12 protein-coding genes are annotated in these 13,699 nt (G+C 68.3%); 7 read left to right on the forward strand and 5 right to left on the reverse strand.

The features are described 5' to 3' along the window. Nucleotides 1-138: 138 nt before the first annotated feature. Together ABZS29_RS06125 and ABZS29_RS06130 are read left to right on the forward strand one after the other, a co-directional pair. Nucleotides 139-2,094: a 2-oxoacid:acceptor oxidoreductase subunit alpha gene (locus ABZS29_RS06125; protein WP_355459012.1), complete on the forward strand. Its 1,956-nt coding sequence runs from the start codon at nucleotides 139-141 to the stop codon at nucleotides 2,092-2,094. Beyond that, nucleotides 2,091-3,161, forward strand: coding sequence for a 2-oxoacid:ferredoxin oxidoreductase subunit beta (locus ABZS29_RS06130; protein ID WP_355459014.1), 1,071 nt, complete (start codon nucleotides 2,091-2,093; stop codon nucleotides 3,159-3,161). The genes ABZS29_RS06125 and ABZS29_RS06130 overlap by 4 nt, the downstream gene beginning before the upstream one ends. Before the next feature lie 297 nt (nucleotides 3,162-3,458). On the opposite strand, the gene ABZS29_RS06135 is transcribed toward ABZS29_RS06130, so the two are convergent. The 4 genes from ABZS29_RS06135 to ABZS29_RS06150 are packed head-to-tail and all read right to left on the reverse strand — an operon-like array spanning nucleotide 3,459 to nucleotide 7,206. Next, nucleotides 3,459-4,109: an HAD family hydrolase gene (locus ABZS29_RS06135; protein ID WP_355459016.1), complete on the reverse strand. Its 651-nt coding sequence runs from the start codon at nucleotides 4,107-4,109 to the stop codon at nucleotides 3,459-3,461. Then, the gene (locus ABZS29_RS06140; RefSeq protein ID WP_355459018.1) at nucleotides 4,106-5,257 is read right to left on the reverse strand and encodes an alpha-hydroxy-acid oxidizing protein; all 1,152 of its coding nucleotides are present in this window, start codon (nucleotides 5,255-5,257) and stop codon (nucleotides 4,106-4,108) included. Before ABZS29_RS06140 ends, ABZS29_RS06135 begins: the two co-directional genes overlap by 4 nt. After that, a complete protein-coding gene (locus ABZS29_RS06145; protein WP_355459019.1) occupies nucleotides 5,241-6,638 on the reverse strand; it encodes a nitrilase-related carbon-nitrogen hydrolase in 1,398 nt (465 codons plus the stop codon). Before ABZS29_RS06145 ends, ABZS29_RS06140 begins: the two co-directional genes overlap by 17 nt. Further along, a complete protein-coding gene (locus tag ABZS29_RS06150) occupies nucleotides 6,622-7,206 on the reverse strand; it encodes a TetR/AcrR family transcriptional regulator (protein ID WP_355459021.1) in 585 nt (194 codons plus the stop codon). Before ABZS29_RS06150 ends, ABZS29_RS06145 begins: the two co-directional genes overlap by 17 nt. Nucleotides 7,207-7,340: 134 nt before the next feature. Here ABZS29_RS06150 and ABZS29_RS06155 point away from each other — a divergent pair, with 134 nt between their 5' ends. The 3 genes from ABZS29_RS06155 to ABZS29_RS06165 are packed head-to-tail and all read left to right on the forward strand — an operon-like array spanning nucleotide 7,341 to nucleotide 10,810. Further along, on the forward strand, nucleotides 7,341-8,294 hold the full coding sequence (locus tag ABZS29_RS06155; protein WP_355459023.1) for a hypothetical protein: 954 nt from the start codon (nucleotides 7,341-7,343) through the stop codon (nucleotides 8,292-8,294). Between the two features lie 54 nt (nucleotides 8,295-8,348). Further along, entirely contained in the window at nucleotides 8,349-9,527 is a 1,179-nt protein-coding gene (locus ABZS29_RS06160) for an MFS transporter (RefSeq protein WP_355459024.1), read from the forward strand. A 35-nt stretch (nucleotides 9,528-9,562) separates the two neighbouring features. Next, nucleotides 9,563-10,810 (forward strand): DUF445 domain-containing protein, encoded by a 1,248-nt coding sequence (locus tag ABZS29_RS06165; RefSeq protein WP_355459025.1) that lies wholly within the window; start codon nucleotides 9,563-9,565, stop codon nucleotides 10,808-10,810. A gap of 1 nt (nucleotide 10,811) precedes the next feature. On the opposite strand, the gene ABZS29_RS06170 is transcribed toward ABZS29_RS06165, so the two are convergent. Beyond that, entirely contained in the window at nucleotides 10,812-11,585 is a 774-nt protein-coding gene (locus tag ABZS29_RS06170) for a D-Ala-D-Ala carboxypeptidase family metallohydrolase (protein WP_355459026.1), read from the reverse strand. A 186-nt stretch (nucleotides 11,586-11,771) separates the two neighbouring features. Here ABZS29_RS06170 and ABZS29_RS06175 point away from each other — a divergent pair, with 186 nt between their 5' ends. Both ABZS29_RS06175 and ABZS29_RS06180 read left to right on the forward strand, forming a co-directional pair. Further along, nucleotides 11,772-12,275 carry a SigE family RNA polymerase sigma factor gene (locus tag ABZS29_RS06175; protein WP_355459027.1) on the forward strand — a complete coding sequence of 168 codons (504 nt, stop codon included), beginning with the start codon at nucleotides 11,772-11,774 and terminating at the stop codon, nucleotides 12,273-12,275. After that, entirely contained in the window at nucleotides 12,272-13,699 is a 1,428-nt protein-coding gene (locus ABZS29_RS06180) for a hypothetical protein (RefSeq protein ID WP_355459029.1), read from the forward strand. Before ABZS29_RS06175 ends, ABZS29_RS06180 begins: the two co-directional genes overlap by 4 nt.

The raw sequence follows: 13,699 nt of genomic DNA on the forward strand, positions 1-13,699 counted from the left end.
CCTGTCCCAGGCTGTGGACCGGCACGCCTTCTCCGTGGTTCCGTTCGAAGGGCGAACTAATATTGGGGTTACCGCCCTGCCCTGGGGGGACCGGTACCGCTCACGAGGCGGGCCGCCGGCCCAAGCGCCGACTTGGAGATGAACAGAACAGTGACCATCGAGGTCAAGCAGCTCGACCGCGTGGTGATCCGCTTCGCCGGCGACTCCGGCGACGGGATGCAGCTCACGGGGGACAGGTTCACAGCGGAAACGGCATCGTTCGGCAACGACCTGTCGACGTTGCCCAACTTCCCCGCGGAGATCCGGGCACCAGCCGGGACTCTGCCGGGGGTCTCGTCGTTCCAGCTCCACTTCGCCGATCACGACATCCTGACGCCGGGCGACGCCCCCGACGTACTGATCGCGATGAATCCGGCCGCCCTCAAGGCGAACCTCAAGGATGTCCCGCGGGGCGCGACGGTGATCGTCGACACCGCGGACTTCAGCACCCGGAACCTGAAGCGGATCGGGTACGACGCCAATCCGCTGGAGACCGGCGAGCTCGAGGCGTACCACGTGGTCGCGCTGAACCTCACCGGGATGACGGTGGAGTCGGTCAAGGAGTTCGGGCTGACCCGCAAGGACGCGTCCCGGGCCAAGAACATGTACGCGCTCGGTCTGGTCTCGTGGCTGTTCCAGCGGCCGGTCGAGTCGACGATCACGTTCCTGGAGACCAAGTTCGCCGGCAAGCCGGCCATCCGGGACGCGAACATCGCGGCCTTCCGGGCGGGCTACAACTTCGGCGAGACGGCCGAGGAGTTCTCGGTCCGCTACGAGATCAAGCCGGCCGTGATGCCGACCGGCACGTACCGCAACATCTCCGGCAACCTCGCGCTGGCGTACGGCCTGGTGGCGGGCGCGCAGCGGGCCGGGCTGCCGATGGTGCTCGGCGCGTACCCGATCACCCCGGCCTCCGACGTCCTGCACGAGCTGTCGAAGCTCAAGCGATTCAACGTGACCACGATCCAGGCCGAGGACGAGATCGCCGGGGTCGGCGCCGCTCTGGGTGCGTCGTTCGGCGGCGCGCTCGGCGTGACCACGTCGTCCGGGCCGGGCATCTCGCTGAAGTCCGAGACGATCGGTCTCGGCGTGATGCTCGAGCTGCCGCTGGTCGTCTGCGACATCCAGCGCGCCGGGCCGTCGACGGGAATGCCGACCAAGACCGAGCAGGCCGATCTGCTGCAGGTGATGTTCGGCCGCAACGGCGAAGCGCCGCTGCCGGTGCTGGCCGCCCAGTCCCCCGCGGACTGCTTCGCGATCGCCGTCGAGGCGATCCGGATCGCGGTCACCTACCGGACGCCGGTGATGGTGCTCTCCGACGGGTACCTGGCCAACGGTTCCGAGCCGTGGCAGATCCCGTCGGTCGAGTCGCTGCCGACGATCGATCCCAACTTCACGACGGCTCCCAACGCGACCGACGCTCAGGGCGCGGCGACGTACCTGCCGTATCTGCGCGATCCGGAGACGCTGGCGCGAGCCTGGGCGATTCCCGGTACGACGGGGCTGGACCACCGGATCGGTGGTCTGGAGAAGGAGGACAAGACCGGCAACATCTCCTACGACCCGGCCAACCACGACCTGATGATCCGGACCCGGCAGGCCAAGGTCGACGGGATCGCTCGCACGATCGAGCCGCTGCAGGTCGACGACCCGGACGGTACGGCGAAGGTGCTGGTGCTCGGCTGGGGATCGACGTACGGGCCGATCGGGGCCGGTGTCCGCCGGGTGCGTGCGGTCGGCGGGAAGATCGCGCAGGCGCACCTGCGGCACCTCAACCCGTTCCCGTCGAACCTCGGAGACGTGCTGCGGAGCTATGACAAGGTGCTGGTCCCGGAGATGAACCTGGGGCAGCTGGCGATGCTGCTGCGGGCGAAGTACCTGATCGACGTCGTGTCGTACGCACAGGTCCGCGGCATGCCGCTCGGCGCGGCCGAGCTGGCCGAGGTGATCGGCAACCTGGTCGAGGAGACCGAGGGGATCGACGACGACGCGCGGCACTTGGGCGTGGCGGCGGCGAACCTGACGCATTGGGACCACCTGGAGGGGGCGCGATGACCACGGTTGATCTGGGGCTGCCTGGCGGCCTGCGCGGAGTGCCGGTTGCGGACGCACCGCAGAACCGCAAGGAGTACGTGTCGGACCAGGAGGTTCGCTGGTGCCCGGGGTGCGGCGACTACGCCGTACTGGCTGCTTTTCAGGGGTTCCTGCCGGAGCTCGGGATCAAGCGCGAGAACGTCGCGATGGTGTCCGGGATCGGCTGCTCGTCGCGGTTCCCGTACTACTTGTCGACGTACGGCATGCACTCGATCCACGGGCGGGCGCCGGCGATCGCGACCGGGCTGGCGACGGCTCGGCCGGATCTGAGCGTGTGGGTGGTGACCGGTGACGGCGACGCGCTGTCGATCGGTGGCAACCACTTGATCCACACGCTCCGGCGGAACGTGAATCTGAAGATCCTGCTCTTCAACAACCGGATCTACGGATTGACCAAGGGTCAGTACTCACCGACCTCCGAGCCCGGCAAGGTGACCAAGTCGACCCCGATGGGTTCGGTGGACACGCCGTTCAACCCGGTCTCGCTGGCCCTCGGCGCCGAAGCCACCTTCGTCGCCCGCACCGTCGACTCCGACCGCAAGCACCTCACGTCGGTCCTGCGCGCCGCCGCCGAACACCGCGGCACGTCGTTCGTCGAGATCTACCAGAACTGCCCGATCTTCAACGACAACGCCTTCGACGCCTTCAAGAACCCCGACACCCGCGACGACGCGATCATCCCGCTCGTCCACGGCGCCCCCATCCGCTTCGGCACCGACGGCCACCTGGGCGTAGTCCGCGACGGCTTCGCCTCCCTCGCCGTCCGCGAGGTAGCCGACCTCCCCAACGGCGAAGCCGACCTCGTCATCCACGACGCCCACACCCCCGACCCCGCCTACGCCTTCGCCCTCTCCCGCCTCACCGACGCCGGCGTCCTCCACCAGGCTCCCATCGGCATCTTCCGCCAGGTAGACCGCCCGGCGTACGACGACCTCGTCCGCCAGCAGATCCACACCGCCACCGAAGCCCAAGGCCCCGGCGACCTCCAGTCCCTGATCACCGGCGCCGACACCTGGACCGTCGACTAGGAGTCCCCATTTGGTGGGCTGACCCACCGCGTCGTGGGACAGCCCACCGCATGCGGTTGGCCCACCCACAAGCCGGTGGGCCCGCCCACCAAACGCCGAACGACGGCCGCGGCTTGGGGCGGACCGCCGGCCCATCACAATCGGGGGCCGCGCGCACGTCCGCCGGACCGGCCCCACTCAGTAACGCGTTGAAAAGGGCGGTTGCGGGCGGCGGTTAGGCGTGGATGGGGTAGGCGCGGCGTGGTTGGTGAGTGTTGGCGGTCCGCCGGGTGCGCGGCCGTTGGCGGTTAGTCGGGGTCAGGTGCGCAGGAGGTCGGTTAGTACGGCGCCTGCTGGGCGGTTGAGGTGGGTGGCGGACAGGCCTGCGGCTTGGGCGCCTAGGACGTCTAGGTCTAGGTTGTCGCCGATCATGAGGGTTTCGGCGGGGTCGACGCCCAGGGCTGCGCAGGTTTGTAGGTAGGACTGGGGGTTGGGTTTGCTGACGCCCAGAGACTCGCTGGTACAGACGACGTGGACTAGGTCGGCCAAGCCGATGGCTTCCAGTTTGGCGGTTTGTTGGGGGGTGCTGCCGTTGGTGAGGACGGCTACGCGCCAACCGTTGCTGTGGGCAACTTCTAGGGCCGGGCGGGCATCGGGGAACGCTGACCAGTTGGTGCGGTAGAGGTCGAGGAAGCGGGCGAAGAGGTCGTCCTGGGCGGGTTCGGTGGTGGGGACGGGATGACCCAGCAACGGGAGGAACTCGTGGAGGCGGGCTCGGCGTTGGCCTTGGTGGGTGAGTTCGCCGGTGAGCCAGCGGTTGAAACAGCGGTCCTCGATGGCGAACCACTGGGCGAGCAGCTCGTCCGTCGGGGTGCCGCCGAGCTCGGGGATCCAGACTCGTACGGCGGCGTCGGCGGAGCCGGTGTGGTCGAAGAGGGTGTTGTCGAGGTCGAAGATGACTGCTTTCACGCGCGGACCACCGAGTCGCGGTTGAGTTCGCGGTGGTTGGCGTAGCCCGACAACGCCAGCGTGAGATCCAGTTCGGCGAGGAAGCAGCGGAGGACGTGTTCGACGCCGGCCTGGCCGGCCAGGGCGAGGCCGTACAACAAAGGCCGGCCGAGGAGGACTGCCTTGGCGCCCAGGGCGAGTGCTTTGGCCGCGTCCGCGCCCGTGCGTACGCCGGAGTCGAACAGGACCGTCATCTGCTCGCCGACCGCGTCGGCGATCGCGGGGAGCGCGTCCAGGGCGGCGATCGCGCCGTCGACCTGGCGGCCGCCGTGGTTGGAGACGACGAGGCCTTCGAAGCCGTGTTCGGCGGCGAGTTTGGCGTCCTCGACGGCGGTGATGCCCTTGAGGACGATCGGGCCGTCCCAGTTGTCGCGCAGGAAGCCGAGGTCGTCCCAGCTCAGGCCAACGTTCGGGAACATCTGCGCCCACTGCATCACGGCCGCGCCCGGGTCCTCGGAGATCGGCTTGGCGAGTTTGGCCTGGAAGGCCGGGTCGCTGAAGTAGTTCGCGAGCCCCTCACCCTTCAGGAACGGCAGGAACCCACGATCCAGGTCGGCCGGTCGCCAGCCGATCGTGCCGGTGTCGAGCGTGACGACCAGTACGCCGTACCCGCTGGCCTTGGCGCGCTGCAGCAGGCTGAGGCAGACGTCGCGATCGGTCGGGTAGTACAGCTGGTACCACTTGCTCTTGGCCTCGATCTGCTCGATCGCGTGGCTCGCCTGCGTCGAATGGGTGTAGGTGAGGCCGAGTGTGTCGGCGGCGCGCGACGTCGCCAGCTCACCGTCGGGGTGCGCGAGCGTCTGGACACCGATCGGTGCGATCAGCACCGGCGCGGGCATCGCCGTACCGAGGATCGTGCAGCTCAGGTCGCGCTCGACACTCCCCCGCAGCATCCGCGGTACCAACCGCCAGCGGTCGAAGGCCGCCAGGTTCGCCCGCGCCGTCGCGCCGTTGCCCGCGCTCGGCACGATGTAGCCCATCGCCTCGGCGGTCAGCGTGCCGGCGGCCTGGGACTCCAGCCGGGCCAGGTCGGTCGTGATCTCCGGCTTGGTTCCTTGCAGCATTCCCTGCAGGTAGAGCTGCAGCTGAAAATCACCGAAGTTGGCCATGCCGGATGCTTTCACGCCGGCCACCCGACCTCAACCACACCGCTCCAGCGAGTGCGAGCAGTCCGCAGAGCCAGGCGAACCAGTCATCCCAGGCGGTGTACAGCGTGTGCACGCGGCCCGGATGAAGCTCGCCGACCAGAACCGCCGAGGCATCGGCGGGAGCTTCCGTCTCGCCGACCACCCGACCGTGCGCATCGCTCAGCGTGAGCCGGCCTTTGCTCCCGTCGCGAGCCATCGGCAGACCGTTCTCGATCCCTCGCAGCAACGCCATCCGGCTGTGCAGCCATCCGTCGTTCTCGAAGTCCAGCGCCGGTACGAGCAGCAGGCCGACATCCAGCTTCCCGTAGGAGCGAGCGAGCGCCGGGAAGTCGAGGTCCTTGCAGATCATCAACCCCCACCCCTCGTACGTCGCCAGCCGGTCACCCGACTCATACGGCTCCAGACCAGGAATCAAGTGGTGCTTGTCGTACGACGTCGGCGCAGCACCGTCCGGATGGAAGATCAACGCCCGGTTCCGATCCCCGTCGCCGAGCACCGTCACCCCGACCACCAGCTCCACTTTGTTGCTGCTGGCAAGCTTCTGGAAGAAGGCTGAAAACCCAGGCAGCGCGGCGATCTGCACATCGACCATCTTCTCCGGCAGCAACACCACCCGCGCACCACGCCGAGCAGCATCAGCGATCAGCGGCTCGTAGCGCCCAACGATCGCCGGTCCACCCGCCGCCGGCCAGCCCGCGTCATCAGCGCCTTCGGCCGACAGTACGGCGATGCGTACCGTCGCAGGCGGAGGCGATTGATGCAGCTGCACAACGCCGTACAGGCAGACCGCAGCAGCCACGCCGGCGAGGAGCAGGAACCGACGAGCCGCGAGACTCGCAGCACCGAACAGCAGCAGAAAGCTCAGTCCCCAAGGGCCAGCCAGCGACACGATCTGATTCACAGGCCGAACATCAGCCTGGGTGTACGCCAGGCTCGTGAACGCGCCATGCGGCGAGACGACAGACACCACATAGTCGAGCGCAGCCCACAAACCCGGTACGGCGATGGCGGCGATCAGCGGATGCCCACACACCACCAGCGCCCGGAAGAACAACGCGGTGACCGTGAACAGCCCGGCCATCAGCAACAAGAAAGACAGCGCGACGACCGGCAACTCCAGATCGTCGAGCAGGTAGGGGGTCAGATTCATCAACCCCAGCAGCCAGCCGGCGAAGGCCGTCAGCGCAGCCGCGCCAACCCGCAGATGGGGCACCACGAGCAGCACCGGCAGCGGCGCCCACCAGATCAACGCGGGCAGCGTCGAGAGCCCGGAACCGAAGTACAGCAACGCACCGGTCGCCAGCGCCGCGAGGACGCCGTACCACCTAGAGACGGATTTCATTGATGATCCTTTCGCCCAATCGCAGGCACAGCGAGCGGAACGCTGCGTCGGGCATACCGATGCGAGCACCGTGGTGGAGTTGCAGGAGACCGTGCAGGAGCGCGGCGAACAGCAGCGCGGTCTCCCACAGGTCGAGGTCGGGGCGGAACAGCCGCTGCTCGATCCCGAGCGTGATCGCGTCGGCGACGAGGTTCAGCGTGGGCGACCGACGAGCCGCGAAGTCGTCCGGGAAGGTGCGCGCCTGATCCCGCCGCTCCACGAACATGTAGGCGTACAACCGCGGCTGGGCGAGCGCGAAGTCGACGTGGTCGGCCAGCATCTCCCGCATCTGCTCGTCGGCCGCGACCGGCCTGTCGGCCGACTCCCAGCGCCGTACCAGCTCCGCGAAAGCCGCGTCGGCGATCGCATTGAGCAACGTCTCGCGGTCGGGGAAGTACTGGTAGATCGCCATCGGCGTGATGCCGACCGCGGCCGCCACCTTCCGCATCGAGACGCCGTCCGCGCCGTGCTCGGTAAGCAGGTACGTCGCGGCGGCCGTGATCCGGTCCTTCGTCGTCACTTCGCGCATGAGCATCATTAAAGACCGCATTCCCTATACGGCGTATAGGGAATGCCCCTGACCCGACCCCCATGACACCTGTCAGCGCGGCATCGGGACGGATCGCATCCGGCGACGCGACCACCGCCGGTCACCGTGGAAGCATGACGAAACGAGCCCTTCCCGCCCTCGGACTCTTCTTCCTCGCGCCCCTGGTCGCCGAGTTCGTCCTCGGCAATCTCCCGATCACCGCGCTCTTCGCACTCGTCGCCCTGGCCCCCTTGTACGGCGGCGGCGCCGTACTGATCCGTGAAATCGTCCGGCGACGCGGCGGGGGCTATCCGAGCGTGGTGCTGCTCGCCCTCGCGTACGGCGTCCTCGAGGAGGGCGTCACGACGATGTCGCTGTTCAACCCCAACTACGCCGGCCTCCGGCTGCTCGATCCCGGCCACCTCGACGCGCTCGGGATGGGCGGCCCCTGGACCGTGTTCGTCCTGGGCCTGCACACCGTCTGGAGCATCACCGTCCCGATCGTCGTGATGGAGTCGATCTCCCGCCGCCCCCGCGAACCATGGCTCGGCAAACTCGGCCTCTCCCTGTACGCCGTCCTGTTCGTGCTCGGCGTGGTCGCCAACAACGCCTTCGCGATCGCCAACGACCCCTTCGTCGCCGAACCGGGCCAGTTCGCGGGCGTCGCCGTGGCGATCGTCGTACTCGTCGCCCTGGCGATCCGGGTCGGTAAGCGCCCGCGCCTCGAGCTGGCCGGCGCAGTCCCGCCGATCTGGATGGCCGGAATCACCGGGCTCGTCCTGAGCTCGGCCTGGATGCTGTCCGACGACCTGATCAATGCGCCCTGGCTCAAGACGGCGGTCGTGCTCGCGATCGACGGACTGGCGACCGCGTTGCTGCTCACGTGGTCCCGGCGCACGGCGTGGACCCAGCGCCACTCCCTGGCCGTGGCAGGTGGGGCGTTGCTGACCTACGTCTGGCACGCGTTCCCCGAGTCGCCGGTGTCCGCGGCATCCGCAACGACCGACCTGATCGGCAACATCCTGTTCGGGCTGGTGGCGGTGGCCGTCCTCGTCTTCGCCGCTCACCGAAGCCGAGCCGACTCCTGACAATCCAGTGGCAAGTTTCTGGGAGCTGAAGGCGGGGTTTTGCGACACTCAGGTGTGACTAGACCCGCACTGTTCGCCTTGGCCACGGGTGGGTTCGCGATCGGGACCACCGAGTTCGTGACGATGGGGCTGCTGCCGCAGATCGCGGACGGCGTGGGGATCTCGATTCCGGCCGCCGGTCACGTGATCTCGGCGTACGCGGTCGGGGTCGTGGTGGGCGCACCGGTGATCGCGGCGCTCGGAGCGCGGACCGGCCGGAAGCGGCTGCTGCTCGGGCTGATGGCTTTGTTTGTCGTGGGCAACATCTTGTCGGCGGTGGCGTCGAGCTACGAGATGCTGATGGCGGCGCGATTCATGACCGGATTGCCGCATGGCGCGTTCTTCGGGATCAGCGCGGTGGTCGGCGCGGCGATGGTGCCGGTGAACCGGCGGGCCTGGGCGGTCTCGATGATCATGGTCGGACTGCCGGTGGCGAACATCATCGGCGTACCGCTGACGACGTTGATGGGCCAGAGCCTCGGCTGGCAGGCGCCGTTCCTGGCGGTCGGTGGACTCGGGCTGCTCACATTGGTGGCGGTCTGGTTCTGGGTGACGCCGCAGCCGGTGGGCAGCGAGACCAACCTGCACAGCGAGTTGAGCGCGCTGGCCCGGCCGCAGGTGTGGATGGCGTTGCTGGTCGGGATGGTCGGGTTCGGCGGCATGTTCGCGACCTACTCCTACATCACCCCGACGATGACGGAACTGGCCGGCTTCTCCGCGGCCGCGGTCACGATCGTGCTGGCGACGTACGGCGTCGGGATGACCTGCGGCACGCTGATCGGCGGCCGGCTGGCCGACCGCGCCCTGATGCCCAGCCTGTACGGCGGCCTGATCGCGGTGACCGTGGTGCTGGGCGTGTTCGGGTGGATGGCGCACACGAAGCCAACCGCGCTGATCGCGGTGTTCGCGATGGGGTGCTCGGCGAGCATCCTGATCCCCGCGCTGCAGACCCGGCTGATGGACGTCGCCCACGAGGGTCAGTCGCTGGCCGCGTCGCTCAACCACTCCACGCTCAACATCGCCAACGCGCTCGGCGCCTGGCTCGGCAGCGTCGTTCTGTCGGCCGGCTATGGCTACGAATGGCCGAGCCGAGTCGGTGCGGCACTGGCCGTCGCCGGGCTGGTGTTCGCGGTGATCTCGGGCCGGATGGACCGCCGTACGGTGAAATCAGGGGCGAACCAGGTCATCGCCTGACCGGATCGTTGGGTATCACCTGGTTGGATCGGTGTATGGCGACTATGACGTTGAGCGCCGCCGATCAGGTACGGCGACGTGGGCTGCGGCAGATGCGACTCGTCGCGGTGTCGTTGCTCGTGCTGGCCGCGGTCATCTACGTGGTCACGCTGCATCGCGACGGCGGCTGGGGCTACGTGAACGCGGCGGCCGAGGCAGCGATGGTCGGTGCGCTCGCGGACTGGTTCGCGGTGACTGCGTTGTTCCGGCATCCGCTCGGGTTGCCGATCCCGCACACCGCGATCGTGCCGACGCGCAAGGACATGCTGGCGGAGAGCCTCGAACAGTTCGTCACCGAGAACTTTCTCTCCGAGGAGGTGGTGACGGAGAAGATGAAGTCGGCCGACGTGAGTCGCCGCGCCGGTGAGTGGCTGGCAGCCGGCAACCACGCCGAGCGGATCGTCGCCGAGGGCGCGCGGACGATCGGGGCGGCGCTACCGAAGCTCGGCGACGAGGACGTGACCGCGTTCGTCCGGGGCTCGCTGCTGCCGCGGTTCGTCCAGGAGCCGCTGAGCCCGATCGCCGGCCACTTCCTCGAGTCGGTCGTCGACGACGGGGCGCATCACGCCCTCTTCGATCTGCTGATGATCGAGGCCTACGACTGGCTGAGTGACAACCGCGAACTGCTGGCCGATGTCGTCGGGCCGCGGGCGCCGCGGTGGTCACCGATGTGGGTCGACCGGCTCGTGGTCGACCGGATTCATCGCGAGGCGCTCGCCTGGCTGGCCGACGTACGGGACACGCAGGATCACGCGGCCCGGAAGGCCGTCGACCGGCTGCTGCGCAAGCTCGCGGTCGACCTGCAGAACGACCCCGACACGATGGCACGCTTCGAGGCCTTCAAGGCGCGGATGCTCACCCACCCCGACATGGGGTCCAGCCTGACCGCGGTCTGGGACTCGTTGCGTACGGCCCTCATCGACTCGATCCAGGACCCGGCCAGCACGCTCCGCGTCCGCGGTGTGAAGGTCATCCAGGACCTGGGCGGGCGGTTGCAGGACGACGACGTACTGCGAGCGAAGGTCGACACGCGGGCCGCCGAGGCCGTCAGCTACGTCATCCGCACCTACGGCACCGAGATCGTCTCCGTCATCTCGGACACGATCTCCCGCTGGGACGGCCGCGAAGCGTCGGCCCGGATCGAACTGCACGTCGGTCGCGACCTGCAGTTCATCCGGATCAACGGCACCGTGGTCGGCGCCCTTGTCGGGCTGGTGATTCACACGGTCACCCAGCTGCTGTAGGTCAGATACCGCAGTTCGGTGCGTCCCAGACGTTCGAGCTGCGGATGTCGACGTGGGTGTGGTCGTTGTGGCCGGGGTAGCCCGGGCCGAAGATGCCGCCGAAGCCGTGGTTGCGAGCCTGCTTGGCCAGCGTGCACAGCGACTGCGACCCGACCAGATCGGCCGCGCGGCCGTACAGGTGCTGGCTGTTGCTCGCACCGCCGACGGAGTTGTTGCACGGCGTACTGCGGAAGCCGCTGGTGACATTCATCGGCTGGTCGCCGAGGGCGTGCCGCATGGCTTCGAGCTGCCACATCGTCTGCAGCGCGTTCGCCTTGGTGGCCGCCTCGCCGAGCGGACCGCCGTCGTACCCGGAGCCGCCGCAGCCGTCGTCGAGCTCGGCGTAGGTGAAGTGGATCGGGGTGCAGTCGTCGTCCTGCAGCGCGTAGAGCTTGGTGAACGTCGCCGGTCCGGCGATCCCGTCCGCAGTCAGCCCGTACGCCGACTGGAACCGTTGGACCGCGGCCTTCGTGGCCGGTCCGAATTCGCCGTCGGTGGCGAGGTGTGCGCCGTACCCGGGATAACCGGCGACGCGGATCTGGAGCTGCTTCACATCGGCGCCGGTCATGCCCTGACTGAGCGAACGACCCCACGTGTAGCAGCCGTCGGCGCGGGCCTCGGTGGCGGTGACGAACTGGGTGGTGACGGTCGCGGTCAGCATCGCCGCGAAGAGCAGCAGCATGGCGACGATCCGCGGCAGCGGACGGCCGGTGAGGCGGGACAGAAGCTGGGACATGACAACCTCCGGGGCGGTGAGGGACTTGTCTGAGGCCAGCATTGCGGCAAGATCCACCGGTTGACCAGGTCTCGGAAGAAACTTTGTGCCGAACAGGCAACCAAATCCCGGGGACACCTGGTCAGGCAGGATGTGACCATCAAGGACAGCGCGCTCACTGTGCGTGCCGGAGAAACGGGGCTCCAGGTGACATCGAGTGAAGCATTCGACGCCTTCGTCGCCGCTCGCTCCGGCCGCCTGCTGCGGACGGCGTATCTGCTCACCCATGACCATGCGTTGGCCGAGGACCTGGTCCAGACCGCCCTCGCCAAGGCGTGGTTCGCGTGGTCCCGGATCGAGCGGGACAACCCCGAGCCGTACGTCCGCAAGATCATGGTGAACACGTACGCCTCCTGGTGGCGACGCCGCTGGCACCACGAGATTCCCAGCGACGAACTCCCCGAGACCAACCCCGCCGCCGGCCCCGAGTACGAGGGCGACCTCTGGCTGGCGCTGCAACGGCTCCCCCGCCGGCAGCGCGCCGTCATCGTCCTGCGCTACTACGAGGATCTGACCGAGGCCGAGACCGCCCGCATCCTCGGCACCACCATCGGCACCGTCAAAAGCCAAGCCAGCAAGGCCGTGGCGAAACTTCGCCTGGATCCTGCCCTCCTCTCCGGCTCCCCTGCCACTCAGGAGACTCCCCGATGAACCTCCAAGACCTCCGCACGGAACTGACCGCCCGCGCCGAAGAGGCCGCCGAACGGCAGCCCGACCTGCTGCCCGGCGTCCGCACCAAGATCCGGCGTACGAAACAACGCCGTACGGCGACCGCTCTCGCCTCGGTCGCGGCCATCGCGGTGCTGGCCGTCGCGGTGGTGCCGGGCGTCCTGAACACCTCCACGCCGGAGCCCGCCACTCCGCCGGACTACGTGCGGAACGGCCAGACCGTCCCCGGCATGATCAACGGCGACAAGTTGCTCAAGGCATGGATCGGCGACCCGAAACAGAGCAAGTTCTCCTTCAGTTGGACGCCCACCACGAACAAGATCGCCATCTACGCTGCCTGCGATTCCGTCGGCTATGCACTCCCCACGGAGGTCCGAGTCACGATCGGCGGCCGGTACCTCGGCTCATCGGTCTGCCACGACGGAACCACCGACTCGGAGACCGTCCCGCTCGGGACGTTCCTGGCCGACTCCCCGCTCTGGCTGACCGCGCCCGTCGGCAAGGCGACCACAGTCTCTGCCGAGGTCGTCGACATCGAGAGCGGCAAGGCTCAGACCTCAAGCCGGCCGATCCGGCTCGGCATCTACTCCACCACCGACGCAGCACGGGTCGGCAACCCAGCGCCGCCGGCACCCGGTCCGGACGACTTCCAGCAGGACGGCATCACGTACCGGAAGAAGATCGGCGGCGACACTCTGCTCGGGGCCGGCGTCGCTGGGCCGGGCAGCTCCGAGGTGCGGTTCAAGTTCACGTCCGACGGATCATTGCTGAAGCTCCGCCCGTTCTGCACCGCCACCAACGGCCCGGTGAACGGGAACAGCCCCTACATGCTCCAGATCAGGTTCAACGGCAAGCTCGCGACGGAGATGACCTGCACGAGCACTTCGCTCGATGCGGGGAACTCTGACACGGCTGCCGGCAACGACCGCGCACCAGTTGGTCAGGTCGAGGTGACGGCGCGGCTGATCCCGACGGACAAGAACAGCCCGCCGGTGCCGACCGACGGCTACCTCGCCCTCGGCGTCTACACCCAAGGCCCGAAGCGGGTCGTCGGCGGCGTCAGCCTCGACGAACGCATCGAGGCCGGCGGCGTCAGCTACCGCCTCAGCACCGTCAAGTCCGCGCCGGGAACCGCGAAGCAGGTCGAGATCGACACCCCGGCCAACCAGAACTTCGTCCTCGCGTACGGCGGCGCCGGGCTCGGCACCGCCGGGACGCTCCGCGCCGAAGCGCGGGTCGGGACCGCGACCGCGGGCGGCATGCAGGTCGAGTCCGAGAGTCATGGCGACCTCGGAGTCTCAAGCGAAACCGTGGTCGCCCAACCGGCCACCAAAGCCGGGATGGTGCTCACCGAGGGCAAGCCGACCGGCGGCACGCTGGTGATCGCGATCTACCTGCCGGTCTGA

This window comes from Kribbella sp. NPDC005582, assembly GCF_040605415.1.
Lineage (GTDB): Bacteria > Actinomycetota > Actinomycetes > Propionibacteriales > Kribbellaceae > Kribbella.

Excerpts from the sequence above, each read along its gene's own strand:
- ABZS29_RS06150 (WP_355459021.1), bottom strand. The coding sequence starts at position 7,206 with ATGCGCGAAGTGACGACGAAGGACCGGATCACGGCCGCCGCGACGTAC.
- ABZS29_RS06130 (WP_355459014.1), top strand. The coding sequence starts at position 2,091 with ATGACCACGGTTGATCTGGGGCTGCCTGGCGGCCTGCGCGGAGTGCCG.
- ABZS29_RS06125 (WP_355459012.1), top strand. The coding sequence starts at position 139 with ATGAACAGAACAGTGACCATCGAGGTCAAGCAGCTCGACCGCGTGGTG.
- ABZS29_RS06180 (WP_355459029.1), top strand. The coding sequence starts at position 12,272 with ATGAACCTCCAAGACCTCCGCACGGAACTGACCGCCCGCGCCGAAGAG.
- ABZS29_RS06140 (WP_355459018.1), bottom strand. The coding sequence starts at position 5,257 with ATGGCCAACTTCGGTGATTTTCAGCTGCAGCTCTACCTGCAGGGAATG.
- ABZS29_RS06165 (WP_355459025.1), top strand. The coding sequence starts at position 9,563 with ATGGCGACTATGACGTTGAGCGCCGCCGATCAGGTACGGCGACGTGGG.
- ABZS29_RS06155 (WP_355459023.1), top strand. The coding sequence starts at position 7,341 with ATGACGAAACGAGCCCTTCCCGCCCTCGGACTCTTCTTCCTCGCGCCC.
- ABZS29_RS06170 (WP_355459026.1), bottom strand. The coding sequence starts at position 11,585 with ATGTCCCAGCTTCTGTCCCGCCTCACCGGCCGTCCGCTGCCGCGGATC.
- ABZS29_RS06145 (WP_355459019.1), bottom strand. The coding sequence starts at position 6,638 with ATGAAATCCGTCTCTAGGTGGTACGGCGTCCTCGCGGCGCTGGCGACC.